Origin of the sequence: Pseudomonas sp. Au-Pse12 (genome assembly GCF_021341665.1) — a bacterium.
Classification (GTDB): domain Bacteria; phylum Pseudomonadota; class Gammaproteobacteria; order Pseudomonadales; family Pseudomonadaceae; genus Aquipseudomonas.
Window position 1 is genome coordinate 471,445 of sequence record NZ_JAJTTH010000005.1, and the last position, 19,896, is coordinate 491,340.

The 19,896-nt window shown below is 62.2% G+C and carries 16 protein-coding genes and 6 tRNA genes; 16 read left to right on the plus strand and 6 right to left on the minus strand.

From position 1 onward, the window contains the following. The first annotated feature begins 18 nt into the window (after nt 1–18). The gene (locus LXM55_RS17115; RefSeq protein ID WP_233321447.1) at nt 19–252 is read left to right on the plus strand and encodes a hypothetical protein; all 234 of its coding nucleotides are present in this window, start codon (nt 19–21) and stop codon (nt 250–252) included. A 6-nt stretch (nt 253–258) separates the two neighbouring features. Here LXM55_RS17115 and LXM55_RS17120 read toward each other — a convergent pair whose 3' ends face one another. Together LXM55_RS17120 and LXM55_RS17125 are read right to left on the minus strand one after the other, a co-directional pair. After that, nucleotides 259–456 carry a hypothetical protein gene (locus LXM55_RS17120; RefSeq protein ID WP_103739363.1) on the minus strand — a complete coding sequence of 66 codons (198 nt, stop codon included), beginning with the start codon at nt 454–456 and terminating at the stop codon, nt 259–261. Between the two features lie 129 nt (nt 457–585). Then, nucleotides 586–1,782 carry an amino acid aminotransferase gene (locus LXM55_RS17125; protein ID WP_233321448.1) on the minus strand — a complete coding sequence of 399 codons (1,197 nt, stop codon included), beginning with the start codon at nt 1,780–1,782 and terminating at the stop codon, nt 586–588. A gap of 337 nt (nt 1,783–2,119) precedes the next feature. On the opposite strand from LXM55_RS17125, the gene uvrB reads away from it, so the two are divergent. Then, complete coding sequence (gene uvrB / locus LXM55_RS17130; RefSeq protein ID WP_233321449.1) at nt 2,120–4,135, plus strand: excinuclease ABC subunit UvrB; 2,016 nt, start codon at nt 2,120–2,122, stop codon at nt 4,133–4,135. A gap of 112 nt (nt 4,136–4,247) precedes the next feature. Here uvrB and LXM55_RS17135 read toward each other — a convergent pair whose 3' ends face one another. Together LXM55_RS17135 and LXM55_RS17140 are read right to left on the minus strand one after the other, a co-directional pair. Beyond that, on the minus strand, nt 4,248–5,738 hold the full coding sequence (locus LXM55_RS17135; RefSeq protein ID WP_233321521.1) for an MDR family MFS transporter: 1,491 nt from the start codon (nt 5,736–5,738) through the stop codon (nt 4,248–4,250). A 49-nt stretch (nt 5,739–5,787) separates the two neighbouring features. Continuing rightward, a complete protein-coding gene (locus LXM55_RS17140; RefSeq protein WP_233321450.1) occupies nt 5,788–6,834 on the minus strand; it encodes an HlyD family secretion protein in 1,047 nt (348 codons plus the stop codon). Between the two features lie 232 nt (nt 6,835–7,066). Here LXM55_RS17140 and gltX point away from each other — a divergent pair, with 232 nt between their 5' ends. The 12 genes from gltX (at nt 7,067) to LXM55_RS17200 (ending at nt 13,348) form a co-directional block, all read left to right on the plus strand. Continuing rightward, a complete protein-coding gene (gene gltX, locus LXM55_RS17145) occupies nt 7,067–8,548 on the plus strand; it encodes a glutamate--tRNA ligase (RefSeq protein WP_233321451.1) in 1,482 nt (493 codons plus the stop codon). 277 nt (nt 8,549–8,825) lie between these two features. Continuing rightward, nucleotides 8,826–8,901: transfer RNA gene (locus LXM55_RS17150), tRNA-Ala, on the plus strand. A gap of 80 nt (nt 8,902–8,981) precedes the next feature. After that, nucleotides 8,982–9,057, plus strand: a tRNA-Glu gene (locus tag LXM55_RS17155). A gap of 52 nt (nt 9,058–9,109) precedes the next feature. Beyond that, a tRNA-Ala gene (locus LXM55_RS17160) sits at nt 9,110–9,185 on the plus strand. A gap of 79 nt (nt 9,186–9,264) precedes the next feature. Continuing rightward, nucleotides 9,265–9,340: transfer RNA gene (locus tag LXM55_RS17165), tRNA-Glu, on the plus strand. Between the two features lie 52 nt (nt 9,341–9,392). Continuing rightward, nucleotides 9,393–9,468 (plus strand) — tRNA-Ala (locus tag LXM55_RS17170). 78 nt (nt 9,469–9,546) lie between these two features. After that, a tRNA-Glu gene (locus LXM55_RS17175) sits at nt 9,547–9,622 on the plus strand. A gap of 180 nt (nt 9,623–9,802) precedes the next feature. Beyond that, nucleotides 9,803–10,342, plus strand: a complete 540-nt coding sequence (locus LXM55_RS17180; RefSeq protein WP_233321452.1) for a TetR/AcrR family transcriptional regulator — start codon at nt 9,803–9,805, stop codon at nt 10,340–10,342. Nucleotides 10,343–10,371: 29 nt separating this feature from the next. Further along, nucleotides 10,372–11,205 carry an alpha/beta fold hydrolase gene (locus LXM55_RS17185; RefSeq protein WP_233321453.1) on the plus strand — a complete coding sequence of 278 codons (834 nt, stop codon included), beginning with the start codon at nt 10,372–10,374 and terminating at the stop codon, nt 11,203–11,205. A 46-nt stretch (nt 11,206–11,251) separates the two neighbouring features. Next, complete coding sequence (locus tag LXM55_RS17190) at nt 11,252–11,686, plus strand: acyl-CoA thioesterase (RefSeq protein WP_233321454.1); 435 nt, start codon at nt 11,252–11,254, stop codon at nt 11,684–11,686. Nucleotides 11,687–11,828: 142 nt separating this feature from the next. Then, the gene (locus LXM55_RS17195; protein ID WP_233321455.1) at nt 11,829–12,788 is read left to right on the plus strand and encodes a tRNA dihydrouridine synthase; all 960 of its coding nucleotides are present in this window, start codon (nt 11,829–11,831) and stop codon (nt 12,786–12,788) included. 113 nt (nt 12,789–12,901) lie between these two features. Beyond that, entirely contained in the window at nt 12,902–13,348 is a 447-nt protein-coding gene (locus LXM55_RS17200) for an Hsp20 family protein (protein WP_123723623.1), read from the plus strand. Between the two features lie 48 nt (nt 13,349–13,396). On the opposite strand, the gene LXM55_RS17205 is transcribed toward LXM55_RS17200, so the two are convergent. Together LXM55_RS17205 and LXM55_RS17210 are read right to left on the minus strand one after the other, a co-directional pair. Next, the gene (locus LXM55_RS17205) at nt 13,397–16,675 is read right to left on the minus strand and encodes an EAL domain-containing protein (protein ID WP_233321456.1); all 3,279 of its coding nucleotides are present in this window, start codon (nt 16,673–16,675) and stop codon (nt 13,397–13,399) included. Nucleotides 16,676–16,757: 82 nt separating this feature from the next. Beyond that, nucleotides 16,758–17,648: a LysR family transcriptional regulator gene (locus LXM55_RS17210; RefSeq protein ID WP_233321457.1), complete on the minus strand. Its 891-nt coding sequence runs from the start codon at nt 17,646–17,648 to the stop codon at nt 16,758–16,760. Nucleotides 17,649–17,801: 153 nt separating this feature from the next. Between LXM55_RS17210 and leuC the strand changes: the two genes are divergently transcribed. Beyond that, nucleotides 17,802–19,220 carry a 3-isopropylmalate dehydratase large subunit gene (leuC, locus tag LXM55_RS17215; RefSeq protein WP_233321458.1) on the plus strand — a complete coding sequence of 473 codons (1,419 nt, stop codon included), beginning with the start codon at nt 17,802–17,804 and terminating at the stop codon, nt 19,218–19,220. Nucleotides 19,221–19,230: 10 nt separating this feature from the next. Beyond that, complete coding sequence (gene leuD / locus LXM55_RS17220; protein WP_015634896.1) at nt 19,231–19,875, plus strand: 3-isopropylmalate dehydratase small subunit; 645 nt, start codon at nt 19,231–19,233, stop codon at nt 19,873–19,875. Nucleotides 19,876–19,896 lie beyond the last annotated feature (21 nt).

The following is a 19,896-nucleotide window of genomic DNA, read 5'->3' on the forward strand; positions in this document are numbered from 1 at the left end:
CCGCTGCGGGGTGCTGTCATGAGCATCGAGCAGATCAGCCTGCCCAAAGGGGTAGGGCCTCAGGCCAGCAAGCTGTTGGACGCCATTACCCAGGCCGGATCGGCGCCCGATCTGCAGCGTGCCGGCGGCAAGGCCGAGGGTTTTGTGCTTGGGCTGGAAAGCGCCAAGGCCATCAGGAGCCAAGTGGCCGAGGCGCTGTACGTGGCTTTCGATGATGCCGCCAGCCAACGCCTGGCTGAACTGACGGGGTGAGGTTGCTCAGCCGCCGAAGGTCAGGGTGCCGAGCATCAGCTTGGCCATCAGCGAACTGGCTGCCAGTTGTACCAGCCACAAGGCCAGCCCGCCGAGAAACACGCCGAGAGCAATTTGCAGTACCAGGCTTTTCTCGCGTTTCTGCGAGCGGGGCCGGTAGTGCTCCAGTTCGTCGCGGTCAGCCCGCAGGTCATCGTTTTTCATCGGTTTCTCGATCAGCAGGGGAGTACAGGGTCACAGTCTAGAGGCTGTGGGGCCAGGCAGGGGAGCGGCGCGACGCCGACAAAAAAGGGGAAGCCGGTTGGCTTCCCCTTTGGTTATCGCTGCGGTGAATCAGATCACCTGCAGGATGGCCTTGGTCACGACGTCGATGTTGTTCTGGTTCAGCGCGGCGACGCAGATGCGGCCGGTGTCCAGCGCGTAGATGCCGAATTCGTTGCGCAGGCGAGTCACTTGCTCAACGGTCAGGCCGGAGTAGGAGAACATGCCGCATTGACGACCGACAAAGCTGAAATCGTGCTCGGGAGCACCTTTGGCCAGCAGATCGACCATCTGCGTGCGCATGCCGCGAATCCGCAGGCGCATTTCCGCCAGTTCCTGTTCCCACTGGGCACGCAGTTCCGGGTTGTTCAGTACCGCGGCGACGATGGTTGCGCCGTGAGTCGGCGGGTTGGAGTAGTTGGTGCGGATCACGCGCTTGACCTGGGACAGCACGCGAGCGCTTTCCTCCTTGGAGCTGCTGACGATGGACAGGGCGCCAACGCGCTCGCCGTACAGCGAGAACGACTTGGAGAACGAGCTGGAAACGAAGAAGGTCAGGCCCGACTCGGCGAACAGGCGCACGGCCGCGGCGTCTTCATCGATGCCGTCGCCGAAGCCCTGGTAGGCCATGTCGAGGAACGGTACGAGGTTTTTTGCCTTGACCACATCCAGGACGTTTTTCCAGTCCTGCGGGCTCAGGTCGACACCGGTCGGGTTGTGGCAGCAGGCGTGCAGCACCACGATCGACTGGGCCGGCAGGGCATTGAGGTCTTCCAGCAGGCCGGCACGGTTCACGTCGTGGGTGGCGGCGTCGTAGTAGCGATAGTTCTGCACCGGGAAACCGGCGGTTTCGAACAGCGCGCGATGGTTTTCCCAGCTCGGATCACTGATGGCGACCACGGCGTTGGGCAGCAGCTGCTTGAGGAAGTCGGCACCGATCTTCAGTGCGCCAGTACCGCCCACGGCCTGGGTGGTGACCACGCGGCCAGCGGCCAGCAGTGGCGAGTCATTGCCGAACAGCAGTTTTTGTACCGCCTGGTCGTAGGCGGCGATGCCGTCGATCGGCAGGTAGCCACGGGAAGCGTGTTGAGCGGCGCGAATCGTCTCGGCTTCGACAACGGCGCGCAGGAGTGGAATGCGTCCCTCCTCGTTGCAGTACACGCCCACCCCAAGGTTGACCTTGTTGGTACGGGTGTCGGCGTTGAATGCTTCGTTGAGGCCCAGGATTGGATCGCGTGGTGCCATTTCGACAGCGGAGAACAGGCTCATTTTTACGGCGGCTCTGAATGGAGTGTGGAGGGACGTGTCGCGCTCCAGCCGAATGCACTAGAGCGGTGCACAAACGGGGAGCTAGTATAGAGGCCATCATCGCAGGGGGCGACAGCCGATTGACCTTTTGCGACAAGTTTTTCGCTTTATTTTTCGACCGTTAGTCTTATTGCAACGTCCAGGGTGTTAGCGGGTGCAGGACCTTTGCCTTGAAAGCTGTGGTATTGGGCTCCACATCTTGGACATTCCGGTTTTTTTCCTCGGCGACATGGGTCGTACGCGGTCTTTCATGTTCCTGTACGGTATCGCCGCGCACGAATGATCCCAGAGGTAGGTTATGTCCGAATTCCAGCTAGTCACCCGCTTCCAGCCCGCCGGCGACCAGCCAGAAGCCATCCGCCTGATGGTCGAAGGCATCGAGGCCGGGCTGGCCCACCAGACCCTGCTCGGCGTGACCGGCTCGGGCAAGACTTTCAGCATCGCCAACGTGATCGCCCAGGTGCAGCGCCCGACCCTGGTGCTGGCGCCGAACAAGACCCTGGCGGCGCAGTTGTACGGTGAATTCAAGGCCTTCTTCCCGAACAACGCGGTGGAATACTTCGTTTCCTACTACGACTACTACCAGCCCGAAGCCTACGTGCCGTCGTCCGATACCTTCATCGAGAAGGACGCCTCGATCAACGACCATATCGAGCAGATGCGCCTGTCCGCGACCAAGGCGCTGCTGGAGCGCAAGGACGCGATCATCGTCACCACGGTGTCCTGCATCTATGGCCTGGGCAGCCCGGAAACCTACCTGAAGATGGTCCTGCACGTGGACCGCGGCGACAAGCTCGACCAGCGCGCCTTGCTGCGCCGCCTGGCGGACCTGCAATACACCCGCAACGACATGGATTTCGCTCGCGCCACCTTCCGCGTGCGCGGTGATGTGATCGACATCTACCCGGCGGAATCGGACCTGGAAGCGATCCGCATCGAGTTGTTCGATGATGAAGTGGAAAGCCTCAGCGCATTCGATCCGTTGACTGGCGAAGTGATCCGCAAGCTGCCACGTTTCACCTTCTATCCCAAGAGCCACTACGTGACCCCGCGGGAAACCCTGCTGGATGCCATCGAGGGGATCAAGGTCGAGCTGCAGGAACGCCTGGAATACCTGCGCTCCAACAACAAGCTGGTGGAAGCCCAGCGGCTGGAGCAGCGTACCCGTTTCGACCTGGAGATGATCCTCGAACTGGGCTACTGCAACGGCATCGAAAACTACTCGCGCTACCTCTCGGGCCGTCCCGCCGGCGCTGCGCCGCCCACCTTGTACGACTACCTGCCGGCGGATGCGTTGCTGGTGATCGATGAATCCCATGTCAGCGTGCCGCAGGTCGGCGCCATGTATAAGGGCGACCGTTCGCGCAAGGAAACCCTGGTGGAGTACGGTTTCCGCCTGCCGTCGGCGCTGGATAACCGGCCGATGCGCTTTGACGAGTGGGAAGGGGTGAGCCCGCAGACCATCTTCGTCTCCGCCACCCCGGGCAACTATGAGGCCGAGCACGCCGGGCGTGTGGTGGAGCAGGTGGTGCGCCCCACCGGGCTGGTGGACCCGCAAGTGGAAGTGCGTCCGGCCCTGACCCAGGTGGACGACCTGCTGTCGGAAATCACCAAGCGCGTGGCGGTGGAGGAGCGGGTGCTGGTCACTACCCTGACCAAGCGCATGGCCGAGGACCTGACCGACTACCTGGCCGACCATGGCGTGCGCGTGCGTTACCTGCACTCGGACATCGACACCGTGGAGCGGGTGGAAATCATCCGCGACCTGCGCCTGGGCACTTTCGATGTCCTGGTGGGGATCAACCTGCTGCGTGAAGGCCTGGACATGCCGGAAGTGTCGCTGGTGGCGATTCTTGACGCCGACAAGGAAGGCTTCCTGCGTTCCGAGCGCTCATTGATCCAGACCATTGGCCGGGCTGCGCGCAACCTCAATGGCCGGGCGATTCTCTACGCCGACCGCATCACCGGCTCCATGGAACGGGCGATTGGCGAAACCGAGCGCCGTCGCGACAAGCAGATCGCCTTCAACCTGGCCAATGGCATCACCCCCAAGGGCGTGGTCAAGGACGTTGCCGACATCATGGAAGGCGCCACCGTGCCGGGTTCGCGCAGCAAGAAGCGCAAGGGCATGGCCAAGGCGGCCGAGGAAAGTGCCCGCTACGAAAACGAACTGCGTTCGCCGAGCGAAATCACCAAGCGCATCCGCCAGCTCGAAGAGAAGATGTACCAGTTGGCCCGCGACCTGGAGTTCGAGGCCGCGGCGCAGATGCGCGACGAAATCACCAAGCTGCGCGAGCGCCTGCTGACCGTCTGACCCCTCTTCACCTCGTCGGCGCCGGCTTGCCGGCGAAGTGCCCTGCAAGTCCTGTGCAAGGATCAAGGGCCCATTCGCTGGCAAGCCAGCCTCTGCAGGCGTCAGCGTCAGGTCAGTGGGCTTCACCGGCCTTGAGGCCCTTGGGCAACGCCTTGGTCAGCAGGATCGCCAGCATGCTGATGCCCAGGGCGATGCCGACAAAATGGAAGGCATCGTTGTAGGCCATGATCTGCGCCTGTTGGTGGGTGATTTCACTGAGCTTGCCCAGCGCCGCAGTCTCGCTGCCGAACTTCTCGGTGAAGGTCGCCAGGCGTTCCGCCACTTGCGGGTTGCTCGGCACCAGCGCTTCACGCAGGTAGTCGAAGTAGGTCTTGGTGCGGGCATCCAGCAGGGTCGCCAGCAACGCGATGCCGATGGCGCCGCCGAGGTTGCGCAGGATGTTGAACAGGCTTGAAGCCGAGCCCGCGTCCTGGGGCTGTATATAAGCGGTGGCGATCAGCGAGATGGTCACCATGATCAGCGGCTGCCCCAGGGCGCGGATGATCTGGATCTGGTTGAACTGCGGCCCGGCGAAGTCCGGGTTGAGCACTCCCGATGAACAGCTCGCCAGGCCGAACAGGCCAAAGCCCAGTGTGCACAGCCACTTCGGCGAGATGAACTGCATCAGCTTGGGCACCAGGGGAATCAGGAACAGCTGCGGCACCCCCATCCACATGATCACTTCGCCGATCTGCAGCGCGTTGTAGTTCTGGATCTGCGCCAGGTACAGCGGCAGCAGGTAGATCGAACCGTACAGCCCGACCCCCATACCCAGGCTGGAGATGCTCGACAGGCCGAAGTTGCGATTGCGCAGGATGCCCAGGTTGATCAGTGGGTTGGGCTTGGAGACTTGCACAATGACGAAGGTGATCAGGCTGATCAGGGCAATGCTGCCCAGGGTCACGATCAGGCTTGATTCCAGCCAGTCCTTGCGGTGGCCTTCTTCCAGGAATACCTGCAGGCAACCCAGGCCCAGGCCGAGGGTGAGAATGCCGGCGTAGTCGGTGCTTTTCAGCAGCTCCCAGTGGGCTTCCTTCTTTTCCAGGCCATAGAGCAGGCCGGCGATCATCAGCAGGCCCGGTGGCACGTTGATATAGAAGATGTATTCCCAGCCCCAGTTTTCCGTCAGCCAGCCGCCCAGGGTCGGGCCGATGGAGGGGGCGAAGGTGGCGGTCATGGCGAACATTGCCATGCCCTTGGCTCGATGGTGCTCGGGGAGCTTGATCAGGGTCAGGGTGAACGCCAGGGGAATCAGCGCGCCGCCGGTAAAGCCTTGCAGGGCGCGAAACACGATCATGCTTTCCAGGCTCCAGGCCATGGAGCAGAGCAGGGAGGCGATCAGGAAACCCACCGAGACCCAGACCGCCAGGCGTCGGGCGGAGAGCAACTGCACCAGCCAGGCGGTGAGGGGAATCATGATGATCTCCGCCACCAGGTAGGAGGTGGAGATCCACGAACCTTCCTCCAGGGTCGCGGACAGCGCGCCCTGGATGTCCTTCAGCGAGGAGTTGGTGATCTGGATATCGAGCACCGCCATGAAGGCGCCGAGCATCGCGCTCATCACGGCGATCCAGTCGCGCCGGCTGGGCTCGCCCGCCGGGCGCAGCAGTTGATCACCGGCCATCGACAGGGTCTTTGACGTTCACCTTGACGGTCACCGACATGCCCGGGCGGATCTTGCCCTGTAGGGGATTGTCGGCAGCAAAGGTCAGTTTTACCGGAATGCGTTGTACCACCTTGGTGAAGTTGCCAGTGGCATTGTCCGGTGGCAGCAGGCTGAACTGCGCACCCGAGGCGGCGAACAGGCTGTCGACCCGCGCTTGGATCGGTGTATCGCCATAGGCGTCAAAGGTCAGTTCGGCCTTTTGCCCGGGCTGCATGTGGCCGATCTGGGTTTCCTTGAAGTTGGCCTGGATCCAGATGTCCTGATCCGGAACGATCGACAGCAGGTAGGCGCCGGCCTGCACCACCTGGCCATTGCGCGCGGCGCGCTGGCCGATGATGCCGCTGATGGGGGCGTGGATTTCGCTGCGTGTCAGGTTCAGTTGCGCTTGCGCCAGGTCCGCGCGGGCGTTGGCGATCTGCGCATCCAGGCGCTTGATCTCGGCATTCAAGGCGTTGACCTGCTGGCGTTGGCCTTGCAAGTCCGCCTCGGCCTTGGCCACCTGGGAGCGGGCGATATGGTTGTCGGCGGAGAGCGTGGTGACCCGTTCCTCGGAGACATAACCGGGCTTGCGCAAGGTCTGGGCCCGCGACAGGTCGATCTGCGAGCGACCGAGGCTGGCCTGGCTCGATGCCACCTGGGCCTGGCCTGCGGCAATCAGGCTGGCTTGCTGGGTGAGTTTGCTCTGGGCCTGCAGGCGCTCGGCTTCGCGGGTGGCCAGGGCAGCCTGGGCGCGGTCCACCGCCAGTTGGAAGTCTTGGCCCTCCAGGCGCACCAGCAGTTGGTCTTTTTCCACGTGCTGGTTGTCCTGCACCAGCACTTCGTCGATCCGCGCGCTCAGTTGGCTGGAGACCCGGGTGATTTCGCCCTGGACGTAGGCGTTGTCGGTGGTTTCATAGAAGCGCCCGTGGAACCACCAGTGGGCGAGGAAACCCAGGGCGATCAGCAGGACCAGGGACAGGAAAACAAACAGGCGACGCTTGAGTTGGGCAGGCATGGGCAGACTGTAGTCGATAAAAGTGTAAGGAAATCTATCAGCCGGCGAATCTGGCATATAGCCACTGGGTGGTAAATGCCGGTTGTTGATTATTGGTCATTCAGCGGGCTGGCAGCGGCCTGTAGTCGCAACCTTGGCTTAAATGCCCTCCTCACTGGAGCGGGGCTGGTGTCGCCTGTTACCATTCGCCCCCTGTTTTATTCCTCGTTTTTCTATCTTTTCGAGACAAGCCATGACCACCGTCCGCACGCGCATCGCGCCATCGCCTACCGGGGACCCCCACGTAGGTACCGCTTACATCGCTTTGTTCAACTATTGCTTTGCCAAGCAGCATGGCGGTGAGTTCATCCTGCGCATCGAAGACACGGATCAGTTGCGCTCGACCCGCGAGTCCGAACAGCAGATTTTCGATGCCTTGCGCTGGTTGGGCATCAACTGGAGCGAAGGCCCGGATGTCGGCGGCCCTCACGGCCCGTATCGCCAGAGCGAGCGCGGTGACATCTACCAGAAATACGCCCAGCAACTGGTGGACCTGGGCCACGCTTTCCCGTGCTTCTGCACCGCTGAAGAGCTGGACCAGATGCGTGCCGAGCAGATGGCTCGTGGCGAAACCCCGCGCTATGACGGCCGGGCCCTGTTGCTGTCCAAGGAAGAAGTGGCCCAGCGCCTGGCGGCCGGCGAGCCTCACGTGATCCGCATGAAGGTGCCGACCGAAGGCGTCTGCGTGGTTCCGGACATGCTGCGTGGCGATGTCGAGATCCCGTGGGATCGCATGGACATGCAAGTACTGATGAAGACCGATGGCCTGCCGACCTACTTCCTGGCCAACGTGGTCGATGACCACCTGATGGGCATCACCCACGTGCTGCGCGGTGAGGAATGGCTGCCTTCGGCGCCGAAGCTGATCCTGCTCTACGAGTACTTCGGTTGGGAGCAACCACAGCTGTGCTACATGCCGCTGCTGCGCAACCCGGACAAGAGCAAGCTGTCCAAGCGCAAGAACCCGACCTCGGTGACCTTCTACGAGCGCATGGGCTTCATGCCTGAGGCCATGCTCAACTACCTGGGGCGCATGGGCTGGTCGATGCCGGACGAGCGCGAGAAGTTCTCGTTGCAGGAAATGGTCGACAACTTCGACCTGTCGCGGGTGTCCCTGGGTGGGCCGATTTTCGATATCGAGAAACTGTCCTGGCTCAACGGCCAGTGGCTGCGTGACCTGCCGGTGCAGGAGTTCGCCAGCCGGGTCCAGACCTGGGCGTTGAACCCCGAGTACCTGATGAAGATCGCGCCACACGTGCAGGGCCGCGTCGAGACATTCAGCCAGATCGCGCCGCTGGCCGGTTTCTTCTTCGCCGGTGGCGTGAATCCGGATGCCAAGCTGTTCGAGTCGAAGAAGCTTTCTGGCGATCAGGTGCGTCAATTGATGCAGTTGATCCTGTGGAAACTCGAAAGCCTGCGCCAGTGGGAGAAAGACAGCATCACCGCGACCATCCAGGCGGTGGTCGAGTCCCTGGAGCTGAAGCTGCGTGATGCCATGCCGCTGATGTTCGCAGCCATCACTGGCCAGGCCAGTTCGGTGTCGGTGCTTGATGCCATGGAAATCCTCGGGCCGGACCTGACCCGTTTCCGTCTGCGTCAGGCCATCGATCTGCTGGGCGGTGTGTCGAAGAAAGAAAACAAAGAGTGGGAAAAACTCCTCGGCGCCATCGCCTGAGGCGTTTTTGCCGAGGGGCACCGCCAGGGGCTGCAATCTTTTCGACTAGGCTTGAAACCGAGCGCCAGGCGGATTGATTGCGGTTTATGGCGGCTTTCTGGGGCTTGCGGCGAGCGTTTTGCGCGATTCGCCGCAGGCGGGCAGGGCGGTAAAACCCCGGGATTTCCGGGCGGGCCGGTAAGTGATTGTTATCCCGGCAGATTTTTTTTCAAAAAACGGAAAAAAAATTGACAGCCTTCCGATCCCCCCTTAAGATTCGCCCCGTCCTCAGCGATGAGGGGCTATAGCTCAGCTGGGAGAGCGCTTGCATGGCATGCAAGAGGTCGACGGTTCGATCCCGTCTAGCTCCACCAAATTTGCAGTTCAAGGCGCGGCCACGCTGGCCTTGAATCGATCGGTACTCAGCACCGGTCCGTTGTACAGAAGGTTTTGCGTCCCCTTCGTCTAGTGGCCTAGGACACCGCCCTTTCACGGCGGTAACAGGGGTTCGAGTCCCCTAGGGGACGCCAGTTTCACACAAGCGATGTTGCAAGATGTCGCTGCGCCGCGAGGCGAAAATCCGGGGCTATAGCTCAGCTGGGAGAGCGCTTGCATGGCATGCAAGAGGTCGACGGTTCGATCCCGTCTAGCTCCACCAATTTACAGTTCAAGGCCTGGCCACACCGGCCTTGAATCGATCGGTACTCAGCACCGGTCAGTTGTACAGAAGGGTTTGCGTCCCCTTCGTCTAGTGGCCTAGGACACCGCCCTTTCACGGCGGTAACAGGGGTTCGAGTCCCCTAGGGGACGCCAGTTTCACACAAGCGATGTTGCAAGATGTCGCTGCGCCGCGAGGCGAAAATCCGGGGCTATAGCTCAGCTGGGAGAGCGCTTGCATGGCATGCAAGAGGTCGACGGTTCGATCCCGTCTAGCTCCACCAATTTACAGTTCAAGGCCTGGCCACACCGGCCTTGAATCGATCAGTACTCAGCACTGATCAGCTGTTAGAAGGGTTTGTGTCCCCTTCGTCTAGTGGCCTAGGACACCGCCCTTTCACGGCGGTAACAGGGGTTCGAGTCCCCTAGGGGACGCCACGTTTACCCGCTCTGCGGGATTTTTAAGGGTCATTCAATCATTGAATGACCCTTTTGTTTTTCTGGCCTTCAGCCAATTTCTCTCTTCCTTAGCCTGCGCTTCTGACCGACGGTCACGCTGGCGGCTTGCGGAAAATTATTATGAGAATAATATTTTTTCCGTAATATTCGGAGGCAACGATGAACGACAAAAAAGCTCAAACCCGCGAACGCATTCTCCAGGCCGCCAGTTCTGCGCTGATTCAGCGTGGCCCGGCCGAGCCGAGCGTGGGCGAGGTGATGGGTGCTGCCGGGCTGACCGTAGGCGGCTTCTATGCACACTTCGAGAGCAAGGATGCGCTGATGCTGGAAGCTTTTACCCAGTTGCTTGCCCAGCGACGCGGCCTGATCGATGAAATGGATGCAAGCCTCAGTGGTGAGGAGCGCAGGGCGCTGGCAGCGGCGTTCTATTTGTCACGCAAGCATCGCGACTCCAAGGAGCAGGCGTGCCCGATTCCGGCGTCGGTCGGTGAGCTGGGGCGCTTGCCCGAGAGTTTTCGCAAAGCCCTGAACGAACACATGGAGCTGATGGTCGCGCAATTGGCCACATGCCCCGAGGATACCGACAAGGCCTTGGCTGACATCGCACTGATGGTCGGCGGGCTGTCCCTGGCGCGGGCCCTGGGGCCTGGCGAGTTGTCCGATCGTTTGCTGCGCGCCGCCAAAACGGCGGTGCTGTGACCTGACGTGCAATGGCGAGGTAACCGCTGATGAGCAGATTGAGCTGGATTCGTGGCGTCAATGGCACCCTGGGTTGGGTGGCACCGCAATGGGCGGCGAACCGGATGCGCCATTTGTTCATGACCCCCCGTGAACTGCCGCCTCGCGAATGGGAGTTGCCGCTATTGGCCCACGCCGAGCGCATGACCCTGCGTTTCGGGCTGTCGGCCTTGCGCTGGGGGCAGGGGCCGACGGTATTGCTGATGCATGGTTGGGAAGGCCGGCCCACGCAGTTCGCCAGCCTGATCGAGGCATTGGTGGCGGCCGGTTATACCGCTGTGGCATTGGATGGCCCGGCCCATGGCCGCTCGCCGGGCGATGAAGCGAATGTCGCGCTGTTTGCCCGGGCGATGCTGGAAGCGGCAGCGGAACTGCCACCCCTGCGCGCAGTGATCGGTCATTCCATGGGCGGTGCCAGCGCCATGCTCGCCGTGCAATTGGGCCTGCGCACTGAAACCCTGGTCAGCATCGCGGCACCGGCACGCATCCTTGCCGTGCTGCGCGGGTTCGCCAGCTACATGAAGCTGCCGCCTCGGGCGCGTTCGGCCTTTATCCGCCAGGTGGAAAAGAACGTCGGGATGCGCGCTGCGGCCATGGATGTCGCCCAGTACCAATTGGATATGCCTGGCCTGATCGTGCACGCCGAAGACGATCGCTTCGTCCCGGTCAAGGAATCGGAACTGATCCACCAGGCCTGGTTCGACAGTCGGCTGTTGCGCTTGAGCGAAGGCGGTCACCAGCGGGTATTGGCTGATTCCCGGGTGGTTGATGCGGTGGTGGCGCTGGTCAGTGGCCGGCATCTGCAAGCGCGCCAATCGGCCTGAGCATCCGTTACACTGCCCCGGTCAAAAATCTGACCGGGAGTTGGGCATGAGTTGGGATCTGGCAACGCCATTCGTCATCGATCTGCAGGTGGCCGCCGAAGACATCGATGGCCTGGGGCACGCCAACAATGCGGTCTACGTGAGCTGGTTGGAGCGTTGTGCCTGGCGCCATTCGCAGCGCCTGGGGCTGGACCTGGCCGAATATCGCCGCCTGGATCGGGCGATGGCTGTGGTGCGGCACGAGATCGATTACCTGGCGGCGGCCTATGAAGGCGATGAGTTGCAACTGGCGACCTGGATCGTCGATTGGGACCAACGCCTGAAAATGACCCGGCGTTTCCAGCTGGTGCGCCCGAGTGACGGCGCTACCCTGTTGCGCGCCCAGACCACGTTTGTCTGCATCGAGCTGTCGACGGGCAAGCCCAAGCGCATGCCCACCGAGTTCCTCGACGGCTACGGCCCGGCCCTGCAAGGTGCCTGATAGTTTTCGCTCTCCATGCGTCTCTGTTTTCATCAGGGAGCGAGCTGGCCAGCGAAGGCGCCGCGACAAGGCTCCTGCTCAAAGGCGAAACCCAGTAAACTGGCGGACGTTTTTCTGCCCGTTTTCCTGTTGAGTGTGTTTCATGCAAATTGCCCTGGCGCCCATGGAGGGGTTGGTCGACAACATCCTGCGGGATGTATTGACTCGTGTTGGCGGAATCGACTGGTGTGTCACCGAGTTCATTCGCGTCAATGACCGTCTGCTGACGCCTGCCTACTTCCACAAGCTTGCCCCTGAACTGCTGCACGGTGCGCACACCGCGGCCGGTGTGCCGCTGCGCGTGCAGTTGCTGGGGTCGGATCCGGTGTGCCTGGCGGAAAATGCCGCGCTGGCTTGTGAGTTGGGCAGCGAGGTCATCGACCTGAACTTCGGCTGCCCGGCCAAGACTGTCAACAAGTCGCGGGGCGGGGCGGTGCTGCTCAAGGAGCCCGAGCTGCTGAACCAGATCGTCGAGCATGTGCGGCGCGCGGTGCCGGCGCACATTCCGGTCACGGCGAAAATGCGCCTGGGCTTCGACAGCCCGGATGGTTCGCTGGTCTGCGCCACGGCCTTGGCTGAAGGCGGCGCCGAACATATCGTGGTGCACGCGCGGACCAAGGTTGACGGTTACAAGCCGCCGGCCCATTGGGAGTGGATCCCGCGGGTGCAAGAGGTGGTCAAGGTGCCAGTGTTCGCCAATGGCGATATCTGGAGTGTCGAGGACTGGCGGCGCTGCCGCGAAATCAGTGGCGTCGAGGACATCATGCTGGGCCGTGGGCTGGTCTCGCGTCCCGACCTGGCTCGGCAGATCGCCGCAGCCCGGGCCGGTGAGGACGTGGTGGAAATGTCCTGGGCCGACCTGCAGCCGATGCTCCAGGACTTCTGGGCGCAGGTGGTGGTGCAGTTGACCCCGCGTTCGGCGCCCGGGCGCCTGAAGCAGTGGCTGGCGATGCTGACCCGCAACTACCCGGAGGCGGTTGAGCTGTTCAGCGCATTGCGTCGGGAAACCGAGCTGGATCAGGTCGGGCGGCTATTGGGCATGCCGGAGAGCGAAGCCGCGTAAAAAACTCGAACGGCCTCTCTTGAAATGCCGAAGGCGATCCCTATCTCTTGGGTACGCGATGCCGAATTCGGGTCGCGGAGATAACCACTCGCTGAATATCAGGAGAAACACCCATGAGTACTGCATTTTCCTTGGCCCCACTGTTCCGTTCCTCTGTCGGCTTCGACCGTTTCAATGATCTGTTCGAATCGGCACTGCGTAACGAACCAGGCAGCAGCTACCCACCCTACAACGTTGAGAAGCACGCCGACGATCAGTACCGCATCGTCATCGCCGCAGCGGGTTTCCAGGAAGAAGACCTGGAACTGCAAGTGGAAAAAGGCGTGTTGACCGTGAGCGGTGGCAAGCGCGATGCCAATGAAAGCGTCACTTACCTGCACCAGGGCATCGCCCAGCGTGCATTCAAGCTGTCCTTCCGCCTGGCCGACCATATCGAGGTCAAGGCTGCGGCCCTGAGCAACGGTCTGTTGAATATCGACCTGCTGCGGGTTGTGCCGGAAGAAGCCAAAGCCAAGCGCATCCCGATCAACGGTGCGCAGCAGCCGGCTCTGCAACACTAAGACCGCTGCAAAAGAAGGGCGCCCAGGTGGCGCCCTTTTTCATGCCCGTCATTCCAGCAGCTTCTTGAACTCGCTCAGGGGCAGCGGCCGGCTGTGCAGGAAGCCTTGGTACAGATGGCACTCCAGCCCCTGGAGGAATTCGAGCTGCTGCGGGGTTTCGACGCCTTCGGCGATGACCTTCAGATTCAGGCTGCGGGCCATGGCGACGATGGCGCGGATGATTTCCGCGTCGTTGGGGTCGTGGGTTGCATCGCGGACAAAGGACTGGTCGATCTTCAAGGTGTCCACCGGCAGGCGCTTGAGGTAGGTCAGCGACGAGTAGCCGGTGCCGAAGTCGTCCATGGCAAAGCTGACACCGAGCTTTTTCAGGCGGCGCATCTTGTTGATGGTGTCGTCCAGGTTCTGGATCACGATGCCCTCGGTGATCTCCAGTTTCAGCAGGCTGGAAGGCAGCGCGTAGGCGCGCAGGCTATGTTCGACCCTTTCGACAAAGTCGGTCTGGCGGAACTGCCGCGGGCTGATATTGACGCACAGGCTGAACTGCTGAGGGTCGACCAGTTGCTGATTGATCAACTGGCTGAAGGCCAGGCAGGCCTCGTCGAGAATCCAGGTGCCGACTTCCAGGATCAGCCCGCTGTCCTCCAGCACCTTGATGAACTCGGTCGGCGATTGCGCGCCCAATTCCGGGTGTTGCCAGCGCACCAGGGCCTCTGCGCCGACAATGCGGTTATCGCGGGCGTCCACCTGGGGCTGGAAGTGCACGCTGAATTCGCCACGGGACAGGGCCAGGCGCAGGTCGGTTTCCATGCGCAGGCGCTCGCTGGCAGCTTTTTGCATGGTGTTGTGGAACATCTGGGTGGTGTTGCGCCCAGAGTCCTTGGCTCGATACAGGGCAATGTCGGCGCGCTTGAGCAGGTCGGTGGGGGTCGAGCCGTGGTCGGGAATCAGTGCCACACCGATGCTCGGGGTGACCTGCAGGCGCTGGCCGTCGAGGAACATGGGTTCCGACAGCAGTTCGCGCAGGGTGCCGGCCAGTTGTCGGACCTGTTCGCTGACTTCGTTGCGCGTGCCCTCTAGCCCGCTCAGCAGGACCACGAATTCATCGCCGCCCAGGCGCGCCACGGTGTCTTCCATGCGCACGCTGGCTTCGAGCCGGGCCGTGATGATTTTCAACACCGTGTCGCCCACCGGGTGGCCTAGGGAGTCGTTGATGTGCTTGAAGTGGTCCAGGTCGAGAAACAGCAGGGCGCCGCGCAGGTTGTGACGCTTGAGCAGGGCGATCTGCTGGCTCAGGCGATCCATCAGCAAGGCGCGGTTGGGCAGGTTGGTCAGGGGGTCGTGGTAGGCCAGGTGGCGGATCTGCGCCTGGGCATTCTTCAGCAGGCTGACGTCCCGGGCGGTCAGCAGCAGGCAGGGCGTTTCATTGAGGGTAATCGGCTCTACCGAGACCTCGAGAGTGAGTATTTCCCCGCGCTTGTTGCGCCCGAGCATTTCTAGGTGATGCACCCGCCCCTTGAGCTGAAGCTCTGCCAGCAAAGTGGAGAGTTGCGTTTCCTCGGCCCAGATACCGATCTGGTACATGTTGTGGCCGATCACTTCGTCGTTGCGGTGGCCGGTCAGCCGGCAGAAGCCATCGTTGACCTCCAGGTAGCGGCCGGTGTCGCGCTCGGTGATGCTGATGGCGTCGGGGCTGGAGTGAAAGGCCTTGGCGAACTTTTCTTCGCTGGCCTTGAGGGCGGCCTCCGAGCGCTGCTGCTGGGTGATGTCACGCAGGTTGGTGACGATGCAGGGCTGCTTGTCCACGGTGATCAGGCGGCTGGAAATGATGCAGGTCAGCGGTTGGCCGTTCTTGTGGTGGACCACCACCGCCACGTTGTTCAGCGCCTGTTCGCGAATCACCTGCTCGATGCGCCGCAGGCGCGGGGCGGCGTCTTCCCAGAGGCCGATCTGCTCGGCGCTGCGGTTGAGCACCTCATCCAGGGTCCAGCCGAAGGTCTGGGTGAAGCTGGAGTTGATCTCGATGAACTGGCCGGTTTCCAGCAGGGTCACGCAGATGGGGTCGGGGCTGACCTGGAACAGGCTGGCAAATTTCTCTTCCGAGGTGATCAGGCGCTGTTCCCGTTCCACCTGCTCGGTGATGTCCAGCAGGGTGCCGGCCATGCGCAGGGGGCTGCCCTGCTCGTCGCGGTACAGGCGAGCGCGGCTTTCCAGGTAGCGCGAGCTGCCGTCCGCCAGTTGGACCCGGTAGGTCAGTTGGTAGTTGCCCGCCGGGCCTTCGCGCAGGCTGCGATAGGCATCGCGCATGGAGTTGCGCTCTTCGGTGGGCACGCCCTCGAAGAAGGCGTCGAAGGATTCATGGAAGGGGATGGGTTCCAGGCCGTGCAACTGCGCGGCGCGGGCCGAGCCGTAGAGCATGCCGCTGGGAATGTGCCAGTCCCAGGTGCCCAGTTGCGCCGAATCCAGGGCCAGGTCCAGGCGTTCCTGGCTGTCCTTGAGCGCCTGTTCGGATCGTTTGCGCTCACTGGTGTCGAGAAAGGTGCTGAGCAGGTAGGCCTTGCCTTCCAGCTCAACCTTCTGCGCGCTGAGGATGCCGTCATGGATCTGCCCGTTGCTGGCGCGAAATTGCACTTCGAGGCTGGCGGCCTGGCCTTTCTTCTGCACCGCCTTGATCAGTTGGGGGCGCTGCTCGGGGTTGACCCACAGGCCGATCTCCAGGGTAGTGCGGCCGATCACGTGCTCGGCGGGCCAGCCGAACTGGCTTTCGAAGTACTGGTTGGCTTCGCTGATCAAGCCATCTTCCAGGCGAGTCAGCAGCACGGTATTGGGGCACAGGTGAAACAGCGTGGCAAAGCGCTTTTCCGAGCTGCTGAGGGCTTCTTCGCGCTGGCGCTGGTGGGTGATCTCGCGGATCACCCCGATCATTCGTGGTTTGCCGTGCTTGTCCGGTAGCACGCTGCCGTTGATCTCCAGCCAGTGCAGGCTGCCGTCGGGCCAGCGGATACGGTGGTGCATGGCATGTTCCAGCGGCGCGCCGGCCAGCACCGAGTGAAAGGCGCGAATGGTCCTGGCCCGGTCCTCGACGGGCAGCAGGTCGAGGTATTCGAGGTTTTCCGGCAGCGGTTGGCGCGGATCGAAGCCGAACAGCGCCTGGGTGCCCCGGGACCAGCTGATCTGCCCGCTTTCAATATCCCAATACCAGGCCCCCAGGCGTGCGCCATTGAGGGCTGCGAGCAACTGCGGTGCGCTTTCCCAGCTTTGCTCCGACTCGCGGGGGTCGACAGCGTGGATGCGCGGCAACGGTGGAATACGGTCAGCGGGTTTTGGCATGGAGGTCAGGCCTTGAGCTGAGTCATTCGTCGGTGCGGGATATTCATGGTGGTGCGGCGTGGCACGGGCAATACCCGGGGTGTTATGCCGGGTTCCCTGGCCAATCGACTTGTGCATCCAATAAGGCCATGAAAGCCCGCGCAGCGTTCGAAAGCGTCCGTTCGGTATGCAGGATATAGCCTAGCTGGCGGTGCAGCTGTATGCCCGGTAAAGGAATGCGCGATACCTGATCATCGAGCATGGTGCGCGGCAATACGCTCCAGGCCAGGCCGATGGACACCATCATCTTTATAGTTTCCAGATAGTTAGTGCTCATGGCGATGTTCGGCGTCAGGCCCTGGGCCTCAAACAGGCGTTGGACAATATGGTGGGTAAAGGTGTTGCCGCCGGGAAACACTGCCGGATGCAGGGCAATATCCGCCAGGCTCACCTGGCCGTTGCTGACCAGCGGGTGTTCCGGGGCGGCGACAAAGTCCAGCGGGTCGTCCCAGACCGCGGTGGCCTTGACCAGGGAGTGGGGCTCGGGGGCCAGGGTGATCACCGCCAGTTCGGCGCGGCCATGGAGGATTTCCTCGTAGGCCACCTCGGAATCGAGGAACTGGATGTCCAGGGCTACCTGCGGGTAGCGCCGGGTAAAGGCCCGCAGCAGCGGCGGCAGGCGATGCAGGCCGATGTGATGGCTGGTGGCCAGGGTCAGGCGCCCGCTGACTTCGCCGGTGAGGTTGGTCAGGGCGCGGCGGGTGTCATCCAGCACATTGATGATCTGGTAGGCCCGGGGCAGCAGGGCGCGCCCGGCCTCGGTCAGGCCGATCTCCCGCCCCAGGCGGTCGAACAGCCGCACGTTGAGTTGCTGCTCCAGGCCGGCGATGCGTTTGCTGATGGCTGGCTGGGTCAGGTGCAGGCGCTCGCCGGCGCCGGAAAAACTGCCGGTCTCGGCAATGGCTATAAAGGCGTTGAGGTTGGCCAGGTCCATAGTTGCATTCCAGTTGGTTATCCAAAGCATGAAAAATATGAATTTGAGTTATTTAATCTAACGCCATAGCATCAGCCTCACAAGCCAAGGGGTTATTGATCGGCGCACGATCGGGGCCCGGGGCATAGAAACAAGCTGATGAGGAATGGTCCGATGGCCGGCAAGACGCTTTACGACAAGCTCTGGGATTCGCATTTGGTCAAGCAGCGCGACGATGGTTCGGCGCTGATCTATATCGATCGTCACATCATTCATGAAGTGACCTCGCCGCAAGCCTTCGAAGGCCTGCGCCTGGCCGGGCGCAAGCCATGGCGCATCGATGCCAACATCGCGACCCCGGACCACAACGTACCGACCACGCCGGAGCGCAAGGGCGGGATCGAAGCGATTGCCGACCAGGTTTCCCGTCTGCAGGTGCAGACCCTCGATGACAACTGTGACGAATACGGCATCGTCGAATTCAAGATGAACGACGTGCGCCAGGGCATCGTCCACGTGATCGGTCCGGAGCAGGGCGCCACCTTGCCGGGCATGACCGTGGTCTGCGGTGACTCCCATACCTCGACCCACGGTGCTTTCGGCGCCCTGGCCCATGGTATCGGCACTTCCGAGGTGGAGCACGTGCTCGCCACCCAGTGCCTGGTGGCCAAGAAAATGAAGAACATGCTGGTGCGCGTGGAAGGCACCTTGCCTTTCGGCGTGACGGCCAAGGACATCGTCCTGGCGGTCATCGGCAAGATCGGCACCGCTGGCGGCAATGGCCACGCGATCGAGTTCGCCGGCAGCGCGATTCGCGACTTGTCCGTCGAGGGCCGCATGACCATCTGCAACATGTCCATCGAAGCCGGTGCCCGTGTTGGCCTGGTGGCGGCGGACGAAAAGACCGTGGCCTACGTCAAGGGCCGTCCGTTCGCCCCTAAAGGCGCCGAATGGGACTTGGCGGTCGAGGCCTGGAAGGACCTGGTGTCCGATGCCGATGCCAAATTCGACACCGTGGTCGAGCTCGACGCGGCGCAGATCAAGCCGCAGGTCAGCTGGGGTACTTCGCCGGAAATGGTATTGGCCGTGGATCAGAACGTGCCGGACCCGGCCAAGGAAATGGACCTGGTCAAGCGTGATTCCATCGTCCGCGCCTTGAAATACATGGGCTTGAGCGCCAATCAGGCGATCACCGACATTCAGTTGGACCGCGTCTTCATCGGTTCCTGCACCAACTCGCGGATCGAAGACTTGCGCGCCGCCGCGGTCATCGCCAAGGGCCGCAAAGTGGCTTCCACCATCAAGCAGGCGATCGTGGTGCCGGGCTCGGGCCTGGTGAAGGCCCAGGCCGAATCGGAAGGGCTGGACAAGATCTTCCTCGAAGCTGGTTTCGAATGGCGCGAGCCGGGCTGCTCGATGTGCCTGGCGATGAACCCGGACCGTTTGGAGTCCGGTGAGCATTGCGCCTCGACGTCGAACCGCAACTTCGAAGGGCGCCAGGGCGCCGGTGGGCGTACCCACCTGGTGAGCCCGGCCATGGCCGCCGCCGCCGCTGTCAGCGGGCGTTTCGTCGACGTCCGTGAATTGATCTAAGGAGCGCAGCATGAAAGCTTTCACTCAGCACAATGGTTTGGTCGCGCCTTTGGATCGTGCCAACGTCGACACCGACCAGATCATCCCCAAGCAGTTCCTCAAGTCGATCAAGCGCACCGGCTTCGGCCCCAACCTGTTCGACGAGTGGCGCTACCTGGATGTGGGGCAGCCGTACCAGGACAACTCCAAGCGCCCGTTGAACAAGGATTTCGTCTTGAACGCCGAGCGTTACCAAGGCGCCAGCGTCTTGCTGGCGCGGGAGAACTTCGGTTGCGGTTCCAGCCGCGAGCACGCGCCGTGGGCGCTGGAAGAGTACGGTTTTCGCAGCATCATCGCGCCTAGCTACGCCGACATCTTCTTCAACAACAGCTTCAAGAACGGCTTGTTGCCGATCATTCTGAGTGACGCTGAAATCGACGAGCTGTTCCAGCAGGTCGAAGCCACGCCGGGCTACCAGCTGCGCATCGACCTCCAGGCGCAGACCGTGACCCGTCCCGACGGCAAGGTGCTGAAGTTCGAGATCGACGCATTCCGCAAGCACTGCCTGCTCAACGGCCTGGACGACATCGGCCTGACCTTGCAGGACGGCGATGCCATCGCCGCCTTCGAGGCCAAGCATCGTGCCAGCCAGCCCTGGCTGTTCCGCGACGCCTGATCGCCGACTGTCGGCTCCTGC